The sequence below is a fragment of the Proteiniphilum sp. genome (assembly GCF_040307845.1).
GTDB lineage: Bacteria > Bacteroidota > Bacteroidia > Bacteroidales > Dysgonomonadaceae > Proteiniphilum.
The window spans coordinates 60732-81336 of the sequence record NZ_JAWRIS010000038.1; the positions used below are offsets into that span (position 1 = coordinate 60732).

Sequence of the window (20605 nt, forward strand, 5' to 3'; positions counted from 1 at the left end):
TACCAATTATTAATTACCAATTACTAATTATCAATTAAAATGGACGGGAATAAAACATTATATACCATCACTATTTTCTCAGAAAATACGGTAGGTGTGCTCAATCAGATCACGACCATCTTTACCCGCAGGCAGCTCAATATCGAGACGTTGTCGGTATCACCATCCGCTATCAGGGGAATCCATAAGTTCACCATCACCACTTTTTGTGAAGATGATGAGACCATGAAAAAACTGGTGCGCCTGATCGACAAACGGGTGGATATCCTAAAAGCTTATTTCAACACCGATGAAGATCTTGTACATCAGGAACTGGCACTCTACAAGCTTTCGACCGATAAGGTGATGGAACATGGTTCCATAGAGTATCTGGTAAGAAAATACAATATCAGGATACTGGAAGTGAACAAGGATTGTGTGGTATTCCTGAAGGCAGGCCATTATGAGGAGACCCAGGGTCTCTTTGAGGAACTGGCCGACACCATCGGTGTGCTGCAGTTCGTCCGTTCGGGAAGGATCGCCATCACCAAGTCGAGGGTGGAACGCCTGAGTGACATGCTCTCCAAATGGGAACAGCAGCGGGAAAGTATAGAAGAAACAGAAAATTAATTATAAACAAACAGTCAGTGATTGATGAATTGACAATGGAAAATTGAAAATCAATGGAATTAAAATTGATAATGATTCGACAGTCTTGAATCTTAATTCTTAATTCTTAATACTTAATTCTTAATTCTTAATTCTTAATTCTTAATTCACGGGCTCTAACAGTCTAATAAATATGGCAAAAATGAATTTTGGCGGGGTTGAGGAAAATGTAGTTACCCGCGACGAGTTTCCCCTTGAAAAAGCACGGGAAGTATTAAAAGATGAAGTAATAGCGGTAATTGGTTATGGCGTGCAAGGCCCCGGGCAGTCGCTCAACCTGCGTGATAACGGCTTTAATGTAATCATAGGACAGCGCAAAGAGAGTAAAACCTGGGATAAGGCAGTAGCCGACGGATGGGTACCCGGTGAAACACTCTTCGATATTGAAGAGGCTTGCCAACGGGGAACCATTATCCAGTACCTGCTGTCCGACGCGGCACAGATTGCTTTGTGGTCGACGGTGAAGAAACATCTCACTCCGGGTAAAGCTCTTTACTTCTCCCATGGCTTTGGCATTACCTATAAAGACCGTACCGGCATCATTCCTCCTGCCGATGTGGATGTGATCTTAGTCGCTCCCAAAGGATCGGGAACAAGCCTTCGGAAAATGTTCCTGGAAGGGCGCGGACTCAACTCCAGCTATGCCATCTATCAGGATGCGACAGGAAAGGCGTTCGACCGTGTGATCGCCCTCGGTATTGGCGTAGGGTCGGGTTATCTCTTCGAAACCGATTTCAAACGTGAGGTGTATTCCGACCTGACCGGTGAACGGGGTACGTTGATGGGCGCTATCCAGGGATTATTGCTGGCACAGTATGAAGTGTTACGTGAGAACGGGCACACTCCCTCAGAAGCATTCAACGAAACGGTAGAGGAACTGACCCAGTCATTGATGCCGCTGTTTGCCGAAAAAGGGATGGACTGGATGTATGCCAACTGCTCCACTACCGCACAACGGGGTGCCCTCGACTGGATGGGCCCGTTCCACGATGCGGCCAAACCCGTATTCGAAAAATTGTATAAAGAAGTAGCCTGCGGTAATGAAGCACAACGCTCCATCGACAGCAACTCACAGACCGATTACCGGGAAAAACTCGAGGAGGAATTGAAAGCCCTTCGCGAGAGCGAAATGTGGCAGACCGGTGCCGTGGTAAGAAAACTGCGTCCGGAAAATAGTTGATCCTGAGAAATCATGGATTATACACAGGGGTGGATCACTGCAGCAAGGGTGTATCCACCCTTGTCATTTGATTTGCCAGACATTCTACCGGTCACTGATTGTTTTCACGATATGGTTGGAAACCAGACTATCATACAGGGTGTTATAGTATGAGTTACTTATGGGCAGGGATATATTTTCTCCGATCATGACCTTTTTATACTCTATGGCTTTTATTTGTGATATCGCTACTATATAGGAGCGGTGTATCCTTTTAAAAAAGTCATTGGGTAATGTCTTTTCCAGATGCTTCAAGCTATCCATGATTACAATGGATTTGCCGTTTTCAAGACAGATCTTCACATAATCGCCTATGGCTTCGATATAAAGAATTTCGGTGTAATTCAATTTAAGTAATTTCCCTTTTGATTTTATGAAGATATAGTCTTTTGATGATTCCGTGGAAGGGATATGCTCTTTACTATCCGCATCTGTGTCTATTGCACTTTTATCCTTTATATAATCGAGTATTTTTTGTGTTGTTTTCAGGTATCTTGCAAAAGGTACCGGCTTTAATAAATAATCGATAGCATTGATGTTAAACCCCTCTACCGCATATTTCGCATGTGCCGAGATGATCACCACAAGCGCATTTTTATTCTGGTTTAAACAAAGCGAATCGAGGAGCTGAAGCCCGTTGATATCGGGCATCTCCACATCACAAAAGATCACATCCACCTTTTTGGTCCTTAACCCCTCCAAAGCTTTTATCGGGTCATAATATATCTCGGTCACCTCGAAATTCGGGGTCTTGTCTATATAATATTTTAAAATATCCGATGCCGGAGGTTCATCATCAATAATAGCACAGTTTATTTTTCTCATCGTTATTCCTTTTATATTATTTCTATTTACACGATGTGTCGAAGATGATCAGATCGAGGTAAAAAGAATCATTGGTTTCCTTTATAAACAGTTTGTGCTTATCCGGATAGATGAGGTTTAATTTTCTTTTCGTATTTTTTATCCCTATATTTTTACCTATATGCTGGAAATCATTTTTCTTGTATTTTCTGTTCTGTGTCGCGAAATGTATGCTGTTCTCTTCTGCTTTGATCCGGATAGATATGGTAGACTGGTAATGGTTGCTTATCCCGTATTGAAAACTATTCTCGATGAAGGAGATAAAAGTAAGGGGAGCAATCTTGTGCTTCTCCGTATTGCCTTCGATATTAAATTCGATATGTAAGGTATCGGTAAACCGTAGAGTCTGCAGATCGATATAGTTGATAATATAATCAATCTCTTCTTGCAGGGGGACAAGATTCGTGTCTATCTTGTCGAAGATATACCGGATGACCTGGGAATACAATAAGATGGCATCTAACGCTTTCTCGCTTCCTCTGAGGACTAATGAATAGATCGTATTGAGTGTGTTGAGAATGAAGTGGGGATTTATCTGGGCTTTTAAATAGGCCAGTTCGATGAGAGATTTTTCTGCCTCTATTTCCTTATTTTTTTTGTTTAACGATATCCATTCATCAGCAAGCCTATAGCATGCACTAAGCATCCAGAACAGGAGAAACTGGGTCAGTGGAAGAATAATCCTCCGGCCGGGAATAAATCTTCTCTTTTCCGGCATAAAGGGCGGCGCTTCGAAAGGTGGTGGCCCTTGCGGATGAATCCCGGGATTATGAAAGAAATCAAATTGAAAAAATAATGAAAAGATATAATGATGGAAATAAATATATAATAAAAGGATGAGTCCTATAGAGAGACCATAGAGTATGTATTTCTTTTTGAAGATCAATTTAGCAAACAGCCAATGGGCATTTAGGTAGAAGAAACAAATCAGATACAGGTATATAATGATGAACGGGATGCTTTTTGTCAAAGAGAAGGTGCTGTCCGGGCGCGACGACATGGATGTTATGATAACAAGCACAACTATCCAGATAAGAATGTGTAGCAATACCTTTATTAATTTCTTATACATCTGTAGTTCGTTTAAATCTCAGTATCCGGTGCTACTTATTGTCTTATCAAGCTCTTCGGGTGTAATGGAAGGGGCTTCATTATTCCTGATCTTTGCCACAACAATGTTACCGGTTTCGAGCGCCGATTTTTCATTGGGAAAAGGGTGGTCTCCTTTGATACAGGGTATATAGGATTGTAAAATGATCACTTTCCCTTGTTGCGTTATTTGATATCCCCAGCCATTAGCCGATTGAAATGTTTCTACGTTGTAAATACCCGAATCCTTGCTTTTGACTGAGAAAAGAAATGAAACAGATACCACCAGAATAATGCTGATGATGGATAATCCGGATGTCGCCGCTTTTTTAGTCATATTCATTATACTCATCTCTCGGCTTGAATTCCCACATGTCGTCAAAATAAAGGGAGGTGGATGTAGTAGAGCTGGCGCCTACGCCGGTCAACACAAAACCCCTGTTATCAATGGAGAAGCCGACGGCAGCAGTGCGTGCCGATCCCTCAAACGAAGTCCTTTCCGTCCATCTGTCGGTCAGCGGATTGTATTCCCAGGTGTAGCTGTTAAGTCCGCCGGTCTCACCGGTTGCCAGATAACCCAATCCGTTAATGACAAAAGAAACCGTATTCAGACGGGTGATTGTCGTATAATCGTCATCAAAATCAGAATCGGTTTTGTCACCTATCTGCGCTTTTTGTTCCCATGTCTGGGTATCGGGGTCGAACATCCAGAAATCGGTGGGATAAGTGGCATTATTCCATCCTCCCACCACATACGCTTTATCGTCAATAATGAAGTTGGTGGCATAAGCCCGTTTTGTTCCCTGTATGCTCACTCCGGTTTCCCATTTATCGGTAGTGGGATCATACTTGTAAAAATCCATAAAATAATTGCTGCTGTAACCCGTACCCGCATAGCCGGTTCCCTTCAGGTAAAATGCCGTAACACCGTTGCGGGCGGCTCCGGGGAAATCAGCTTTTTGCGTCCATTGATTATTGGCAGGATCAAACTCCCAGAAATCATTATAATAATTAATTCCATCAAAACCGGTTCCATAGTAGCCATTGCTCTCCGATGCAAAGGCAAACGCCGAACTTCTGGCTGTTCCCGGAAAATCAGCCTTTTGTGTCCAATAACCCTGGTCAATATTATATTCCCAGATATCATTCAATCTTTGACTCCTGGCGGCAACGCCACCAACGACATACGCTTTTCTGTCTATTACAAAACAAGAGGCAAATCCCCGTACCGGCCCTCCGAAATCCGACCGTCTGATCCAGTTGCCTACCAGGTCGCTGTCGCTGTCATCGGAACAGGAGACAAGACTGAATAAGCTGAATAGTCCAAAAGAGAATACTACCAATAATTTGATTCGATCATTCATGACAATATGAATTTATTAATAATTTGTTACTTCACTGTTTTCATCAAGTACCTGCAAAAGTATAGAAGCTCTCTTTGCCGGGAAAAAAATATCGACGAATGTCGTTTAAACCGGGATGAATGACCGATAATAGTCGGCTACTGATTTCCCACTGACATTTTCCCGGGAAAACAAGATTTACGGGAGATAAAGAATCACTCAAAGAGGGCCCCATTCAGCTCGTCGATTATATTTTCTCATCCTGCTTCCTTCCTGTTTCTTTGTTGGGTCAACAAAAAAAGTTCCTTATGAAGTGCTTGTCTTATTTTTTATGCTGTACGCTCTTTTTGGTGTCATGCATTAGTGATGATTTTACGGTGGGAGATAACCTGGTCTCGGTGAAGGGAAGAAATATGATTATAGAAGACTGTACTGTTGAGCTGGAGACCCATTTGGGTGATTCATCCGTAACAACAGGGTTGGCCAGGATATTTGAAGGTAAATATCATTCCCCTGACTTTGGAATTATTGCCGCTCACTCTTATTTCGACTTTAACCCGCCCGGCTACAGCCAGTCGGAATTTGGTTCCGATGCGATTGTCACGGTTAAGTTCGATTCCATTTCATTAATCCTCAGATATGACGACTTTAGCTATGGCGATACTACCCAACTCCAGACCCTTCACATATATAAGTTGAAACAAACCATAGAACTGGATGAAAAGAGCCAACTCTACACTACTTCTTCTGTGGCGGCCGACACTGATCCATGGGTAACCTGTCAATTTTACAGGCCCCAGGAACATTGGGAAAATGACACTACGTTGGAAATAAGGCTGCCCGATGAATTCGGATTGGAGTTGGTTGACCTTATGCAGGCCCAATCCGATCTATTGGAGACCTATGTGAATTTCCGGACCTATTTCAAAGGGATAAAACTTTCTCCGGGAACAGAGGATAATGCTGCCGTCAACAGTTTTGTGCTCAATAGTGAGTATCCGGTCATAAGACTTCATTATACCACGATTGGAGGAGGCGTTGCCACCGAAGAGAACAAAATAGACATGACGGTGAATACCAGTGTAGCCTTTTCCCAAATCGGGACAGACAGGAGCAACACTGTATTACAGTCACTCAGCAGGAACAATCCACTCCCGTCGACCGAGACCGGAAACAAAGTCCATTTGCAGGGATTGACAGGTTTATATACAAAACTGAGTTTCCCGGATCTGAATGAAATTTTGAAATTGGGAAAACAGGTTATCATTTCTTCTGCCATCCTCTATGTTTACCCTGTTTCAGGGACATATAGCGGCTTTACACCTTTGCCTGCCAACCTTTCATTGAATTATCTGGATGAAAACGGGAAGGCAATAGATATATATGTGGATCCAAGCACAATAACGGTGCAATCGGGAACATTAGTCGAGGATAATATTTATGGAAGGAACACCTATTATGCATTTGATGTGACCAGTTACCTCCAATATGAACTGGGCCTGATAGGAATGTATAAGTCATCGTTGCAATTATATCTCGACGATACCGAAAAGAACAATACGCTAAAAAGTCTGGTATTGGGAGATTCATCGTTTCCGAGTGATGAGAACAGAATAAAATTAATTATATACGTTGTAGTGTATGACAATGAATAACAAAGGCTCTTTCATAACCATTCTCCTTTCGGTCTGTTTTATTTTGCATATGCAGGGGCAATCGACTTATTCACCCTATTCCATGCTCGGGTTGGGTGAAATTGAAAACAGGGACTACGGAAGAACGGCGGGGATGTCCAATATCGGGATAGGGGTGAGGGATTTTGATTATTTGAACGTCGCCAATCCGGCAGGAATCAGTGGCCTGGATAGCCTGAAATTCATATTCGACATGTCAGTGGCCGGTAAGCAGTCCGTTTTTATCAGGAACGGAAAGCGTGATAACGCATTCAATGCCAATATGAAAAAAATAGCCATGGGGTTCAGGGTTATGCCCCGATGGGGTATCTCTTTAGGTGCAAAACCCTTTAGTGATACCGGTTACCGGATATATAGCGAAGAACCTGTCGAAGGATCAACAGCCACAAAAGCAGTATATCTTGAAGGAAGCGGAGGGTTGTATGAATTATACCTGTCGAATGGGGTTAAAATAACCGATCATTTCTCCGTAGGTATCAACACAAAATATATCAACGGAACATTAAAGCAAACAGAAAATCAGTTGGAGTATCTTTTTGAAGAAGAGTCCCGGGTCTCCCAGCTCTATAATACATTTGGTCTCCAGTACCACAGGGAAGGCCTGACCGTTGGGGCAACCTACGGTTACAAACAAAATATATCACTGAATAATAAAATAATCATATACGATACCGACTATAATATGATCCAGGAACAAAAAGAACGGTCTACCGGCCAGTTTATTCCTGAAACATTTGGCATAGGATTTTCCCGTGACAATAAGAAACTTTTTTGGGGAATGGATTTCGAATACCAGAAATGGAAAGGAATCAAATCCGGAGTCAGTAGCACCAAAATTGTAGATTCATACAGGATCAATACCGGAGTAGGATATACCCCGAAAGGAAACAGGTATTACAGGATCGAGAATCAGGGATTCAGGAACCATGGCCAAATGCAGATAGGAGCATCTCTCTCCAAATCCTATATACAGGTGGGTGGCACGAATGCATACAACTATTCCGTTTCGGCCGGCTACAGTTTCCCGGTCAACTGGAACGTGCTGAACATATCGCTCGAATACGGTAATTCCTTATCGGCACCATCCAATTATATAAAAGAATCTTATTGGATGGTCACCTTCAACTGCTCAATTATTGACCAATGGTTTAAAATCAAGAAATTTAATTAATTATCCCCCACTTCGAATGTCTTGGCTCTTGGCTCTTGGCTCTTGGCTCTTGGTTCTTGAATCTTGGCTCTTGGCTCTATGAAATCTCCTCCTCACCGGTAAGATCAAGTTTCTCATCGTCCTTACCCCGGTCGAAGAACATTTTTTTCAGCGGGTTTTTGCGGGCTTCATCATACGCCTGCCGGTTTCTTACAATGTCGATTCCCATATAGATGGCTTGCCGGAACGATTCGTCGGAAGCCAGGTTCTTTCCTGCGATATCATAAGCCGTACCATGGTCGGGCGAAGTGCGTACGACAGGCAATCCCGCTGTAAAATTGACACCCGAATCCATGGCAAGGGTCTTGAAAGGAATCAGTCCCTGATCGTGGTACATGGCCAGGATGGCATCGAACTCCTTAAAGCGTCCCGAGCCGAAGAAACCGTCGGCAGGAAAGGGGCCGGCACAGAGAATCCATTGGTCCTGCGCCTCTTTTACGGCGGGCGCAATGATTTCGGATTCTTCCTTGCCGAGTAATCCGTTTTCACCGGCATGCGGGTTCAGTCCCAGTACGGCAATGCGTGGCTTCTCTATCCTGAAATCACGCTTCAACGAGTGGTCGAGTGTTTTCAGTTTTTCCATGATCAATTCCCTGGAGAGTTTCGACGGGACTTCCGAAAGAGGGATATGGGCCGTCGCCAGGGCCACACGCATGGTCTCCGTCGCCATGACCATTAAAGCCTTTTCCCCGTTCGAGGCAAAACGTTTCTCTAAAAATTCGGTATGCCCGGGAAACTGAAAATGATCGTTCTGGATCGTGTCTTTATTGATGGGAAGCGTAACCAGCAGGTCGATCTTGCCGTTGGCCAGATCACGACAGGCAACATCCAATGCCGTATAAGCCGACTCTCCGGCATCGGCACTTGCGGTTCCCAATTCTATCTTGATCTCCTCCCTGACGCAATTGACCAGATTGACTTTTCCCCCATGCGATTCTTCCACCTTGGAGATAATATGAAAATTCTGGGTTTCACTGTTCAGCACCTTGCGGTGATAGGAAGCCGATTTAGATGATCCGTATATGATTGGGTGGAACAACTCGAGTATTCTGGCATCGGAGAAGGTTTTCAGCAGGATCTCGTATCCTACGCCGTTCACATCGCCATGGGTGATGCCCACCTTGATTAATTCTGACATGTATATGTGTTAATTTAAAAACTTATGTATGATTAAAAATTGACAGGATAAGTAACTTATTAAACTTTCTTCTCTTCCTTTGGTTCGGGAATGCTGATGGTGTATAATGTGGACTCCAGATTGCGCATGAGATTCCGCTTATTCATTTCCGGGGCATACACATATACTTCCACTACCACTACCATGCCGGTGTGCTCGTTTACGAACGCGTGCATCACGAACGGGCCGCCCATCATGTCGGTAGTCATTTCCCAAAGGCCGCGCAACTCGGCCCGGAAGAGGCCATCAGTCTCCATTTTCCGGTAATCGGGCGGATAAATGGTGGCAGTCGTCATCTGCGAATCGAACGACCCTTTGATGTATTCTCCTAACACCCTGTTGCGGATATCAATTAAGGAATCCTTCTCAAAAACCGTCTCGGAAGTATAGGGAAACTGATATATCACGATATCCTGACGTTTGCGTGGGGCATTGTTGGTCGCCCAGTAAAAGTTGTCATGCTCAGTGATGTTGGGCAATCCCTTTGGAAAATGTATATCGATACCAAAAACCTGTTTTACCCGTGCTACCGGCTCCGGTGTCTGGCTTTTGAGGTATTTGGCGTTGCGTTCCAGCTCCTTGGTGATGAAATAATCCACGATGCTCTCCTTGTTTTCAGTGATGAACTCCACAAAACTGGCCGAATCGGGAGCATGTATATTCAAGATAACCTGTCCCATGGCATACTTGTCGAGATCGGCCGTGAGCTTGGGGTAACTGTATATATTGGATATTTCGGGAATGATCACATTTCTCGCTACCTTGAAAGTACTGGTAAAGTCTTCCGGTTTGAGTTGCAGTATCCTGAAGTTAGGCTCCGGCTGTGGCAGTGCCTTGGTGTTGGAATTAAGTACGCCGAAGAGTGCTCTTCCCGGGGTACCTTCCCAGGCAGCTTCGTCCATGATCACGAAAACCTCATTGGTACTTCCCGAAGCAGAGAAAAAGCTTCCCGCGCTGTCACATGATGTGAACAACACAATTAAAGCTATAATAGCGGGTGCAATAGCATATCGTTTCTTCATATCGACGTAATTTAAAAAGTTTATATTTCATTTTAACAAACAAATATACGATTATTTGTGTGAAATAAAACCGATAAGGTTAAAATAATCGTTAAACTCTATTTTACCAGCTTCGCCGTGGACAGCATGCCGCAGGCAGCGAAGATATCCTCTCCCCTCGAAGCGCGGATGGTACAGATAAATCCTTTGGCGGTAAGGAAATCGCGGAATTTCACCATATTCTCGTTGGTAGAGGGTTTCAGTTTGCTCATCGGGATCACGTGGAAACGGATCAGATTGATGCGGCAGTCCAGTCCGGCAAGCAGCTTGGCCAGTTCGCGGGCATAGAGCAATGAATCATTTACCCCGTCGAACATAATGTATTCGAACGAGAGCCTCCGTTGACGGCTCCAGTCGTATTCGCGCAGCATTTCTATCACCGAAGCCACCGGAGCCGACTTTTCTATCGGCATAATGGAGAGCCGCTCTTCCGATACCGGGTTGTGGAGGCTCACCGCCAGATGGCATTTGCTTTCGTCGAGAAACCGTTTCAGGTTCGATTTCAAACCGATGGTGGAGAGAGTGATCCGCCGGGGGCTCCATCCCAGTCCATATTCAGCCTGGAGCAACTCCGACGCTTTCTTCACGTTCCTGTAATTGTCCAGCGGCTCGCCCATTCCCATAAATACCAGGTTGGAGATCTCTTCCGAACCGGGCACCGAATAAACCTGGTTCAGAATCTCGGTAACACTGAGATTGTCGTGGAACCCCTGTTTCCCCGTCATGCAGAAGTCGCAGTTCATCCGGCATCCCACCTGCGAAGAAACACAAATGGTAAGGCGGTCCTCTTCGGGAATGGTCACCGTCTCGATGAATTTTCCGCCGTCTGTCTTGAATAGCATCTTGCGGGTACCGTCGACCGATGTCTGTATATCCAATGGTTCCGACCTCCCTATGTCGAATTTTTCAGAAAGGAGTTCCCGGTTCTTCAGTGAGATATTGGTCATCTCATCGATCTGCTTCGCCCGTTTCACATAAACCCAGTCGGCAATCTGCTTGCCGGTGAATTTGGGCAATCCCAGTTCCGTCACGCTTTCGGTGATCTCGGCGAGCGTCATCCCCAGAAGATATTGTTTTTGATCCATTTGCTGCAATTGTATTTAAAGTGCAAAGATAGCACCAAACGGCCGTTTTTCTCCTATCATCGTAATATAAAATGAGTTTGTTTTATCTTTCGACTCAAAAAATTCCTATCTTTGCAATGGAACCCAATCATGTAAAAAGACGATGAAACAGGTAATTTTCTCACTTTTCTTATTATCAGCAATGACGATGACCCTTATGGCACAGCATAACCCGGTACTGTTGTTCCCCGACGGAGCGCCGGGGGAGTCCCGGAAGTTGAAACAGGTGGACGACCTGAGCGGTAACAAAGTAGCGGGATGCCCCGTGCTCCGCATCAGTAATGTAAGTGATCCCACACTCACCTTTTATCCTGCGCCTGCCGACCACAATACCGGCGCTACCATTATTGTGAATCCCGGAGGCGGCTACAATATCCTGGCATATAATCTGGAAGGGACGGAGATATGCAAGCGTTTCAACAGTTTCGGCATCAACTGCGTGTTGGTGAAATACCGTGTGCCGCGCCATGAAGGGTTGGAGAAACATGCGGCACCCTTGCAGGACCTGCAACGTGCTATTGCCTATACCCGCTCCCATGCGGATGAATGGAATATCGATCCCGGCCGGATCGGGGTACTGGGCTTTTCTGCCGGGGCACATCTCTCGGCCATGGCCAGCACGGCGTATGGCGAACGTACCTATCCCAGGGTCGATGCTTATGATGAGGTAAGCCTACGCCCCGATTTCTGTGTCCTCATCTATCCCGCTTATCTGGCCGGAGAGAATTTCTCGATTGCTCCCGAATTAAAAGTGGATGCCGATACCCCTCCCACTATCCTTGTCCAGACCCAGGACGACAAGGGCCATATCGACAGCAGTTTGTTTTATTATTATGCACTAAAAGAAGCCGGTGTAACGGCAGCCATGCATTTATATCCCTCCGGGGGACATGGGTATGGTTTGCGCAATACCGGGCATACGGTCAATGAATGGCCCCATCGTGTCCTTTCCTGGATGCGTGATATTGATATGGTTAATTAATCATAATAAGGTAGGTTCTGCGAACAAATATTCCTGGGACAGGGTTTTATATGTAGTTAATTACCAGTTGAAAGGTAAAAATTACAGGGATTATGCAGAAGCAAAGCGAAGAAAGGAAATTACGTCCGAAACAAAAGCAACGCCGTCCCGGAAAAGAGTCGGAGATGAGGCCGGTTCCTCATACAGAGCCTGTAAAACAAGAAAATAAACTCGAAGGAAAAGTTGCCCTGATAACCGGGGGCGACAGCGGTATAGGAAAGGCCACTGCCTTGCTTTTTGCGGCAAACGGGGCAGATATCGCCATCGCTTATTTAAGTGAAACCGACGATGCGAAGGCTACCCAAAAGGAAATCCGGAAAATGGGGAGGGAATGCCTGCTCATAAAAGGTGATCTTTCCAAAGAGTCGAACTGCAAAAAGGCGGTTGCTAAAACTATCGAAAAATTTTCCAGACTCGATATCCTGGTAAACAATGCGGCTTTACATTGGGAAAAGGATAGTTTGGAGGAAATATCGACAGAACAATGGGAGCGCACTTTTGTCAATAATGTATTTTCTTACTTCTGGGTCACCAAGTATGCCCTGACGCATCTCAAAGAAGGAGCTGCCATTGTGAATACAAGTTCAGTGACAGCTTACCGTGGGAGTGCCAAACTCATTGATTATTCTGCGACCAAGGGAGCTATCGTCAGCTTCACCCGAAGCCTTGCACAGAATCTGGCTCCCAGGAAAATACGGGTGAACGCCGTGGCACCCGGACCGATATGGACACCGCTGATCGCTTCTACATTTGATAAGGAAAAGGTTGCCGGATTCGGTAGCGAGACCCCCCTCGGCAGGGCGGGAGAGCCTAATGAAGTAGCTACCTGCTTCCTGTTCCTTGCATCCGGCGACTCGTCCTACATGAGCGGGCAATGCCTGCATCCGAATGGCGGTGAGATAGTGAATACTTGAAACCTACTTTTTGTGTAGGATATGAACTCGCTTCTCTCCTCTCACATGGGAACATTTTCTACCTGAGGCGAAGTGAGACGTAAAATGAATAATCATAATGAAAAACCATGAGCGCGAAAAAAATTTCTGACGGAACAGGGCGCCCTATTCACCTGTTTCCCCTTGCATTGGCCCTTCCCGGGCTGATTGCCTGTCTTGCCTATGCCAATACCTCCACGAACTATTGGGATTTGCTGGGACTGTTGATCATCATCGCTTTTGCTGTTATGCTGTCAGGCGGTTTGCTGGGGTTCCTGTTTGCCATTCCTAAACTGAACAAGAACTATAACCCGCATGAAGATTATGACAGAAGTACGAAGTACATGCCGAATACCAATCTGGAAGACGTGTCGGACTGGCTCACCAAGATCATCATCGGGGTAACCCTCACACAACTGGGTAAGATACCCGGATACCTGCAAGGTATGGCTGATTATCTTATTGATAACAGCAACTCAATGTTACAGGCAGATTCAGCCAGGCCGTTCCTGATTGCGCTGATCATCTATTCTCTCGTCGCCGGATTTATTACCGGTTACTTTTACACAAGGATTTACCTTCCGAACCTGTTCTCTATCATGGAGGAAAACAGAAGGCAAAAGGCCGAGATAGCCCTCTGGAAGGAAGAGGCGCGGAAAAAAGAAACACCATTATGCAACCACCCAAACTCGGAAGACAAACCTTCCTGAAAGACAACATTTTGTCGGTCGCCTCGGATAATCCCCGTTATACCGGCCGTTATTTTCTGATTCTCGACAAGAGCAATAAAGAGGTCATGGATGCCATCCGTCGGCTTGAAAAAAGGTGGGGGCTATCCGTGGCCACCACTGCCGACTTCACTTCCTCTCCGCCGGACGAAAGCCGGTTGAAGGATGCCGACGCGCTTGTGTTCAACGATTTGGGCGTGGCATTGATCGGGGTAGACCAAGAAAAGGCAATGCAGATACAATTATCCGGAGCCGGTTTTCTGGTCGTACCCGAAAAAGTGGTGTATATTCCGGATGATGTGGCTGTGGAGCACGACGATGGTAATAGCGGTGCAACCTGGGGAATAGAGGTCACCGGAGTGCTCCAATCGCCTTACACAGGCGCAGGAGTGAAGGTGTCGGTATTAGATACCGGGTTCGATACCGGCCATCCCGACTTTGAAGGGCGGAAGATTACCACCACTTCGTTTGTCCCCGATGAAACCATCGATGACCTTCACGGGCACGGCACCCATTGCATCGGAATTGCATGTGGTGCGGGCGACGACCGGGGAGACCGTTACGGAGTAGCTTCGGGTGCATATATCTACGCAGGCAAAGTAATGAGCAACCTGGGCAGCGGAGCACAGTCGTGGATACTGAACGGCATGGCCTGGGCTGCCAAGAGTGGCTGCAAGGTATTGTCAATGTCGCTTGGCTCTCCCGTATCCGAAGGTGAACGTTATGATATAGCTTATGAACGGGCAGCCCAATTTGCTCTTTCGAAAGGTACGTTGACCGTGGCGGCGGCGGGAAACGGCAGCCGTCGTTCAAAAAAACTGTTCGATCCTGTGGCCAGCCCTGCCGATTGCCCTTCCATCCTTGCTGTGGGCGCGTTAGATCCGGCACTGCAGGTCGGCGACTTCTCCAACCGGGCCGTCAACCCCTCGGGACTGGTTGATATGGCCGCTCCGGGAGTGGATATCCACTCTTCGTGGCCCATGCCGGCAAGATATCGCACCTTGTCGGGAACCAGCATGAGCACAGCTTTTGTAGCCGGTATCGCTGCCCTTCTCTTTGAGAAATACCCCGATGCCACGCCGGCGGTGATTGAAACCGAATTAAGAAAGATTGCCCGCACCCTCCCGTTACCGGCAGAAGATGTGGGTGAAGGGCTTTCCATGGCTCCTCAATAAGGAATATATGCGTCAGATCATCATCACCATCTATGAAATTTATCTGGACCGGCTGACTATCGTGGCGGAGCAGCTTCACCGGGAGGGACTGGTCATCATCCATGTCTATGAGTTCGGCGTCATCATCGGCATGGCCGAAGAGAAGGTCATCCTCAGAATACGGAATCATAAAGAAGTGGCTTCGCTGGTGGAAGACAAGCAGGTGCATATTCCTCCGCCCGATTCGGAAGTGCAATAAGGAATTCCACACTATAAATGTTTCATTGCAGGGGTATATTTTTCTTCCGCTTGTCCACCTTATTTTTCCTGATGTATATGTCTCGTAATTACTACCGTTTCTTGCAAAGATATATATTATTTTACATGTTTGGTGTGTTTTACTTTACATATTTGGAGCTTTTCATTTTACACTTTTGGAACGTGCTCCTGTAGGTCACCATCAACAGCGGCAGGAAGATAAAGATACCGATAAACGACATGATGAGTCCACCGATGGTGCCGGCGGCAAGGGGGAACCAGAAGCCTTCCTTCTGGGTGCCGATCAGGAACGGGATAAAGCCGAGCACCGTGGAGATGATGGTGAGGAAGATGGGGACGATCTTGGCGTTCCACGCTTTCAGGTAGCTCTTCAGTGGCGGAAGTCCGGGCTTGCGCTTCTTGATCAGGTTGTACTCGTTGAGGATGTAGATGCTGGCGTTGATAGTGATACCCGCCAATAGGATGAACGAGGCGAAGCCACCCTGGTCGAAGTTGAGTTTGAACCAGTAGAAGGTGAGAAAGATGCCGATAAACGATACAGGTATGATAAAGATGACTGCCAGTGGTTGTTTCAACGAGTTGAACAGGATGGAGGTGGTGAAAAAGATGATCACGATCAGTAATCCTATCAACCGGTACTGCTTATTGTCTTTCTTGCCCCAACCCCAGTAGGTATCTTCTGTCTCTGCCGTATAACCCATGGGCAGCCGCTTGTTGAGAGTTTCGATCTCCCTTTCCAATATCTTCTTCCCTTGCGTGTTGGAACCGATATAATCGTATTGCAGCACCAAGCGGTATTGCTGGTTCTCTTTCCCTACCTCCTGCGGTGCCTGTCCCTTGGCGATGTCGGCCACTTCGTCCAGCTTGTAGTAGCGGTCGCCTATGTGCCTTCCCAAGTGCTGCAGCGCCCAGATGTCATACTCCCTTGCCTGTCGTCCAGAGAGGATGATCTCTTCATTTTCCCCGTCCATCACAATGGAGCCGGTCCATAGATTCCGCGCGAAGACGGGTTGCAGCGAGGTGAACAGTTCACCGGGCAGGATGCCCCGCGCGGCGAGTTGCTCTTTCTTCAGGTCGAAGGAGAACTCCTGGTAATCATCCTTGTACCACGAGAAATTGGAGTTGACAATCACTTCCCGGATGCGGCGGTAGGTGAGCAGCCGCTGCTGCAGGGAGTCGGTCCATGCCGACAGTTCATCGTAGTTGTAACCGTAGAGCCTCACCCTGTATTGCCCTGCCATCTCCCGCACGTCGTTGCTGAACCCCTGGTCCTGCAAGCCGTACACGCCCCAACTGCCGCCGCCCAGCTCCAACACCTTGCTGGTCACGTTGCTTTTCAGCTGGTAGGGGAAGCCACCATGCTCGACCTCTTTCCTGAAAAAGACATGGATGGAGGCGCGCCGCGGGTTGGGGATGCTGGTCTGGAACTGCCGTATCTCGGAAAAACCGCTCAGGTAACGCTCCATCTTGGTGACTAAATCATTCATCTGGGAGAGGGTGGTGCCGTTGGGCATCGACGCGGTGATGGTGAGCACCACCTCCTCGTTGCGGGAGAAGTAACTGCCTTGGTAAACTTTCTCGACGAACAGCCGCAGGGTGCCTCCCAGTGCCTTGTCGGTCACCGGTTTGATTTTCTCCTTGTAGGTGGGACTGCCGAATATCTTGTTGTATCGCTGTGCAAAAGGGGTGTCTTTCTCTATCTTGTCGGGAATCATAAAGACCGGCAGGCCGAATAGCAGTACAATGCATGTGAAAGCGATCCATTTCCGGCGGGAGAGCAGCAGGATCATCTTTTCATAGAGGCGTGTGAGCCGGACCGTAACCCGCCCGCGGGAAAGGTACTTGTGACGGAAACTGGCCACACGGCCGGAACGTGCTGGAATGGGGAGACCGTCGGAATGGGTTGAAACGGGAAGACTACCGGAGCGGGTTGAAGCGAGGAGGCGCGACAAAGATTTTTTCCTTCTCCTGCGCCGTTTCTTGAGCCCGATCCGTTCGACCAACGCCGGGACGAACAGCAGTGCCACGAACAGCGATACCATCAGGTTGATCATCACCACCGCCGCGAAATCCTGCAGGTTGAGCCGCAACCGTTCGTCCAAGAGGAAGATCATCGAGAGCGCGCCGACGGTGGTGACCGTGGCGGTGAGGATGGGCAGGAAGGCATTCCGGTCCCCCTTGTGCATGATATGGTCGGTCATGATGATGGCATTGTCGATGATCAGGCTCAGTGAGATGGTGATGCCGGCCAAGGAGAACAGCTGTATCTCCAGTTTGAACAGGTAATAGAAGATGACGGCGATGGCCAGGTCGATGAAAAGGCTGGCGGTGACTAAAAACAAGTAGCGGCCGTTGCGGGTGATCAGCAGCACGAAAAGGGTCAGGATCAGCACGGTCATCGCGCTGCGGACGTATATCTTGTCGAGTTCGGTCCGGATATAATCGGTGGCGTCGTAACTGGCGTGTATCTCGTAACCGGCGGGGAGCGCCCTCTCCACTTCCCGCATCGTCTTTTTTACCTGTTCGTTGAGGCGCAACTGGTTGGCCGACTCTTCGGCGGTGAGGTTGAGGTAGATGGAATTGAGCCCGTTGATACGGTAATAGCCCTGCGGTTCCCTCTCTGCATGGCGCACCCGCACCAACTGGTCTAAGCGGATCAGGGCGCCATCCCGGTTGGCCACGTGGATGGCGCCGGGATCGAACCGGTTCGCCTCGGCGGTGGAGGCCAGCGTGACGCGTATCCACGAGGGCGCGTTGCCCTTCACTTGGGTCTCTGCCATCCCCAGGAAGTCGGTGGCGTAATGCCGCGCCACAGCCTCCCTGATATCTCCCACGGAGATGCCGGCCGATTCCAGTTGCAGATAGTCGTATTCGAGTTGCCACTCCATAGGGCTTGCCCCGGTGACGTCGATCTTGTACAGTCCCTTGATATCGCCCAGTGCCGTCTTGATCACGTTCTCGGCATAGCGTTGGATGACGATGGGTGTGGCTGCCGAGTTGATGGTATAGCTCATGAAGGGGCGCGCCGCGTCGGCGTCGGGGCGGTTTACGGTGATATAGGGGTAGGTGACATCGCGCGGCAGTTCGGGCCATGTCTGGCGGATGATGGTGGATACCTCGAAGCGGGCCACGTCGATGGGCGTATGCTTATCCAGTTCGAGGGTGATGCTTCCCCAGCCGTTGCCGGAGGTGGAATGGAGGTTTTTGATGCCGCTGACACGGGCGAGCATCGACTCCAGCCGGGAGGTGGCTTCCATCTCCACCACCCGGGCGGCGGTCTGTGGCATGTTGAAACGCACGGTGATGCTGGGCAGAGTGCGTGATGGTGCCAGCTTCACCGGCAGCAGCGGGATCAGCGCCACCCCCACGATGGCCAGACAGACAAACGCGATGATGACAGTGAAGGAGGATATATGTTTTTTTTCAGCCAATGTAATGCACTTTACTTATTATTTCCACGTCATATTCCAGTCGAATGAATCGGCGATGGGTGCCCGTTCCTCAAAATCGAAGAGGGTGAGCTTGCGTATCTTGAAATAACTCTGCCAGTAATTTTTTAAGGCGGAGACATAGTTCCGTTGGGCTTCCTGCCGCCGGTTGGTAGAGAGGGTGAGGCTGTTGATGTCGGCCTTGCCGATGATGAACCGCTCACGTGTCTGGTCATACGCCAGTTTGGCCAACTCCATCGCTTCCTCCGCGCTACGGATGAGGTGCTGCTGTATGGTGAAGTCGCCCACGGTCATGATCACATCCTCTTCGAGGCGTATCTCATTTTCCTGGGCGGTGAGCCGGGTGATGTTGAGGTTGCTCCTGGCCATGTTGTAACGTCCTTTCCGCACGCCCCAGTCCACCAGCGGAATGGATAGGGTGAGGGAGACGATGTCCTGCTGCAGCGGGTTGCGGTATGCATCCCTGAAGGATTCCGCCACCTGGTTGAATCCCACGCTTGCCGAGAGGCCGGCATTGAACCATGATTCAATCTTCGCCTTTTCCACGGTCTCTTGTGATTGCAGGATCTGCTGCTCAGATTCTAAATATTGTGGATTGTTTTCCTTGGCGAGCGCCAATGCCTCTGCTTCGGTGATGATTACTTGCCGCGGATATCCGGGCAGCTTAAGGGTGATGCGGGTATCTTTTTCCAGGTTGAGGTATGCCGCCAGCGCGAACATGCTTCTCTTGAGGTTGATCTCCGCATTTTGCAGGCTGTTCTGTGCGTTTACCTTGTCCAGTTTCAGGGTGAGCAGGTCGGCTTGTCCGATCGAGGCGATCTTGTGCCGCTGTTCACCGATGCGGTAGAGCGTGTCGGAACTGGCAAGATTCTCAATGGCCAGTTCGTACTCGGCCTGCGCCATGGCCAGGTCGAAGAAGTAACCCGAAGCGATCTCCGCCGTCTCCTCCAATTGGTAGATCAGTTGTTTCTGCGCTTTTTCATATTTGACGGGTGCGATCTTCTTCTCCCATTTGAACGGGTTGTAGCCGATCAGGCTCTGCCGGTAGCCCACCCGGATGGGGACGGTGGAATACTGGCTATAGGCCATCTCGCCGAAGTTGCGGATATATCCCAGTTCCGAGTCGATGAAAAAGGTACCCCCCGTGATATCGAGGTTCTGCTGTGCCGCCAGGTTGCCGTAGCTGTAGAGTGACTGCTGCCGGCGGTAGATATCGATGTTCTGGTCGGAGTCGTACCGCCGGGTGTAGTCCCTGTTATAGCTGATAGGGGTCATGTAGAGGGAGAGCGACGGCAGCCGGTCCGCCTTGAACGACCGGTACTCCCAGTGGCTGGCCATATAACTGTTCTTCGCCCGGAAAGCCGACAGCGAACTGTCGTTCGCCAGTTGTACCGTCTTCTGCAAGTCCAGCTCGATACGGGTCTGCTGCGAAAAAGCGTTGTGCGGCAGTAGGGTTACCACCGGCAGCAGGAAGTATGTAAGAAGGGAAGGTTTCATATTTTTTAATTACCAATTACCAATTACCAATTACCAATTACTAATTACCAATTACCAATTACCAATTATTGGCACATGGGCACATTTTCACATTAGCACATTAACACATTAACCAC

Annotated in this window: 18 protein-coding genes; 9 read left to right on the top strand and 9 right to left on the bottom strand. The window is 48.1% G+C overall.

Annotation, left to right across the window (positions count from 1 at the left end; genetic code table 11):
• Nucleotides 1-39 precede the first annotated feature (39 nt).
• Both ilvN and ilvC read left to right on the top strand, forming a co-directional pair.
• Nucleotides 40-609 carry an acetolactate synthase small subunit gene (gene ilvN, locus ABV001_RS09810; RefSeq protein ID WP_323424610.1) on the top strand — a complete coding sequence of 190 codons (570 nt, stop codon included), beginning with the start codon at nt 40-42 and terminating at the stop codon, nt 607-609.
• A 172-nt stretch (nt 610-781) separates the two neighbouring features.
• The gene (gene ilvC / locus ABV001_RS09815) at nt 782-1828 is read left to right on the top strand and encodes a ketol-acid reductoisomerase (protein WP_352422633.1); all 1047 of its coding nucleotides are present in this window, start codon (nt 782-784) and stop codon (nt 1826-1828) included.
• A gap of 84 nt (nt 1829-1912) precedes the next feature.
• On the opposite strand, the gene ABV001_RS09820 is transcribed toward ilvC, so the two are convergent.
• The 4 genes from ABV001_RS09820 to ABV001_RS09835 are packed head-to-tail and all read right to left on the bottom strand — an operon-like array spanning nt 1913 to nt 5184.
• Nucleotides 1913-2692, bottom strand: a complete 780-nt coding sequence (locus ABV001_RS09820; protein ID WP_352422634.1) for a LytR/AlgR family response regulator transcription factor — start codon at nt 2690-2692, stop codon at nt 1913-1915.
• Between the two features lie 22 nt (nt 2693-2714).
• Nucleotides 2715-3803 carry a sensor histidine kinase gene (locus ABV001_RS09825; protein WP_352422635.1) on the bottom strand — a complete coding sequence of 363 codons (1089 nt, stop codon included), beginning with the start codon at nt 3801-3803 and terminating at the stop codon, nt 2715-2717.
• Nucleotides 3804-3821: 18 nt separating this feature from the next.
• On the bottom strand, nt 3822-4157 hold the full coding sequence (locus ABV001_RS09830) for a DUF4907 domain-containing protein (RefSeq protein ID WP_352422636.1): 336 nt from the start codon (nt 4155-4157) through the stop codon (nt 3822-3824).
• Nucleotides 4150-5184 carry a Kelch repeat-containing protein gene (locus ABV001_RS09835; protein ID WP_352422637.1) on the bottom strand — a complete coding sequence of 345 codons (1035 nt, stop codon included), beginning with the start codon at nt 5182-5184 and terminating at the stop codon, nt 4150-4152. The genes ABV001_RS09830 and ABV001_RS09835 overlap by 8 nt, the downstream gene beginning before the upstream one ends.
• Nucleotides 5185-5471: 287 nt before the next feature.
• Here ABV001_RS09835 and ABV001_RS09840 point away from each other — a divergent pair, with 287 nt between their 5' ends.
• On the top strand, nt 5472-6818 hold the full coding sequence (locus ABV001_RS09840) for a DUF4270 family protein (protein ID WP_352422638.1): 1347 nt from the start codon (nt 5472-5474) through the stop codon (nt 6816-6818).
• Entirely contained in the window at nt 6805-8028 is a 1224-nt protein-coding gene (bamG, locus tag ABV001_RS09845) for a BamG family beta-barrel-assembly machinery protein (RefSeq protein WP_352422639.1), read from the top strand. The genes ABV001_RS09840 and bamG overlap by 14 nt, the downstream gene beginning before the upstream one ends.
• A gap of 76 nt (nt 8029-8104) precedes the next feature.
• Here the strand turns inward: bamG and pdxA are convergent, their stop codons facing one another.
• The 3 genes from pdxA to rlmN form a co-directional block, all read right to left on the bottom strand.
• Nucleotides 8105-9205, bottom strand: coding sequence for a 4-hydroxythreonine-4-phosphate dehydrogenase PdxA (gene pdxA, locus ABV001_RS09850; protein ID WP_323424618.1), 1101 nt, complete (start codon nt 9203-9205; stop codon nt 8105-8107).
• A gap of 59 nt (nt 9206-9264) precedes the next feature.
• The gene (locus ABV001_RS09855) at nt 9265-10266 is read right to left on the bottom strand and encodes a DUF4837 family protein (protein WP_323424619.1); all 1002 of its coding nucleotides are present in this window, start codon (nt 10264-10266) and stop codon (nt 9265-9267) included.
• A gap of 98 nt (nt 10267-10364) precedes the next feature.
• The gene (rlmN, locus tag ABV001_RS09860; RefSeq protein ID WP_352422640.1) at nt 10365-11390 is read right to left on the bottom strand and encodes a dual-specificity RNA methyltransferase RlmN; all 1026 of its coding nucleotides are present in this window, start codon (nt 11388-11390) and stop codon (nt 10365-10367) included.
• Nucleotides 11391-11532: 142 nt separating this feature from the next.
• Between rlmN and ABV001_RS09865 the strand changes: the two genes are divergently transcribed.
• From ABV001_RS09865 to ABV001_RS09885, 5 genes are all read left to right on the top strand, one after another.
• The gene (locus ABV001_RS09865; protein ID WP_352422641.1) at nt 11533-12411 is read left to right on the top strand and encodes an alpha/beta hydrolase; all 879 of its coding nucleotides are present in this window, start codon (nt 11533-11535) and stop codon (nt 12409-12411) included.
• A 92-nt stretch (nt 12412-12503) separates the two neighbouring features.
• On the top strand, nt 12504-13364 hold the full coding sequence (locus ABV001_RS09870; RefSeq protein ID WP_352422642.1) for a glucose 1-dehydrogenase: 861 nt from the start codon (nt 12504-12506) through the stop codon (nt 13362-13364).
• A gap of 107 nt (nt 13365-13471) precedes the next feature.
• Nucleotides 13472-14092 (top strand): hypothetical protein, encoded by a 621-nt coding sequence (locus ABV001_RS09875; protein ID WP_352422643.1) that lies wholly within the window; start codon nt 13472-13474, stop codon nt 14090-14092.
• Nucleotides 14056-15285 carry a S8 family serine peptidase gene (locus ABV001_RS09880; protein WP_352422644.1) on the top strand — a complete coding sequence of 410 codons (1230 nt, stop codon included), beginning with the start codon at nt 14056-14058 and terminating at the stop codon, nt 15283-15285. The genes ABV001_RS09875 and ABV001_RS09880 overlap by 37 nt, the downstream gene beginning before the upstream one ends.
• Nucleotides 15286-15292: 7 nt before the next feature.
• Nucleotides 15293-15523, top strand: a complete 231-nt coding sequence (locus ABV001_RS09885) for a hypothetical protein (protein ID WP_352422645.1) — start codon at nt 15293-15295, stop codon at nt 15521-15523.
• Nucleotides 15524-15662: 139 nt separating this feature from the next.
• Here ABV001_RS09885 and ABV001_RS09890 read toward each other — a convergent pair whose 3' ends face one another.
• Both ABV001_RS09890 and ABV001_RS09895 read right to left on the bottom strand, forming a co-directional pair.
• Nucleotides 15663-18974, bottom strand: coding sequence for an efflux RND transporter permease subunit (locus tag ABV001_RS09890; protein ID WP_352422646.1), 3312 nt, complete (start codon nt 18972-18974; stop codon nt 15663-15665).
• An 18-nt stretch (nt 18975-18992) separates the two neighbouring features.
• On the bottom strand, nt 18993-20489 hold the full coding sequence (locus tag ABV001_RS09895) for a TolC family protein (protein WP_352422647.1): 1497 nt from the start codon (nt 20487-20489) through the stop codon (nt 18993-18995).
• Nucleotides 20490-20605: the final 116 nt, after the last annotated feature.

Bases quoted from the DNA above. Each gene is read 5' to 3' on its own strand.
- ilvC (WP_352422633.1), top strand. From the start codon at position 782: ATGGCAAAAATGAATTTTGGCGGGGTTGAGGAAAATGTAGTTACCCGC.
- ABV001_RS09825 (WP_352422635.1), bottom strand. From the start codon at position 3,803: ATGTATAAGAAATTAATAAAGGTATTGCTACACATTCTTATCTGGATA.
- ABV001_RS09830 (WP_352422636.1), bottom strand. From the start codon at position 4,157: ATGACTAAAAAAGCGGCGACATCCGGATTATCCATCATCAGCATTATT.
- pdxA (WP_323424618.1), bottom strand. From the start codon at position 9,205: ATGTCAGAATTAATCAAGGTGGGCATCACCCATGGCGATGTGAACGGC.
- ABV001_RS09880 (WP_352422644.1), top strand. From the start codon at position 14,056: ATGCAACCACCCAAACTCGGAAGACAAACCTTCCTGAAAGACAACATT.
- ABV001_RS09875 (WP_352422643.1), top strand. From the start codon at position 13,472: ATGAGCGCGAAAAAAATTTCTGACGGAACAGGGCGCCCTATTCACCTG.
- ABV001_RS09835 (WP_352422637.1), bottom strand. From the start codon at position 5,184: ATGAATGATCGAATCAAATTATTGGTAGTATTCTCTTTTGGACTATTC.
- ABV001_RS09820 (WP_352422634.1), bottom strand. From the start codon at position 2,692: ATGAGAAAAATAAACTGTGCTATTATTGATGATGAACCTCCGGCATCG.
- bamG (WP_352422639.1), top strand. From the start codon at position 6,805: ATGACAATGAATAACAAAGGCTCTTTCATAACCATTCTCCTTTCGGTC.
- ABV001_RS09840 (WP_352422638.1), top strand. From the start codon at position 5,472: ATGAAGTGCTTGTCTTATTTTTTATGCTGTACGCTCTTTTTGGTGTCA.
- ABV001_RS09855 (WP_323424619.1), bottom strand. From the start codon at position 10,266: ATGAAGAAACGATATGCTATTGCACCCGCTATTATAGCTTTAATTGTG.
- ABV001_RS09885 (WP_352422645.1), top strand. From the start codon at position 15,293: ATGCGTCAGATCATCATCACCATCTATGAAATTTATCTGGACCGGCTG.
- ABV001_RS09870 (WP_352422642.1), top strand. From the start codon at position 12,504: ATGCAGAAGCAAAGCGAAGAAAGGAAATTACGTCCGAAACAAAAGCAA.
- rlmN (WP_352422640.1), bottom strand. From the start codon at position 11,390: ATGGATCAAAAACAATATCTTCTGGGGATGACGCTCGCCGAGATCACC.
- ilvN (WP_323424610.1), top strand. From the start codon at position 40: ATGGACGGGAATAAAACATTATATACCATCACTATTTTCTCAGAAAAT.
- ABV001_RS09865 (WP_352422641.1), top strand. From the start codon at position 11,533: ATGAAACAGGTAATTTTCTCACTTTTCTTATTATCAGCAATGACGATG.
- ABV001_RS09895 (WP_352422647.1), bottom strand. From the start codon at position 20,489: ATGAAACCTTCCCTTCTTACATACTTCCTGCTGCCGGTGGTAACCCTA.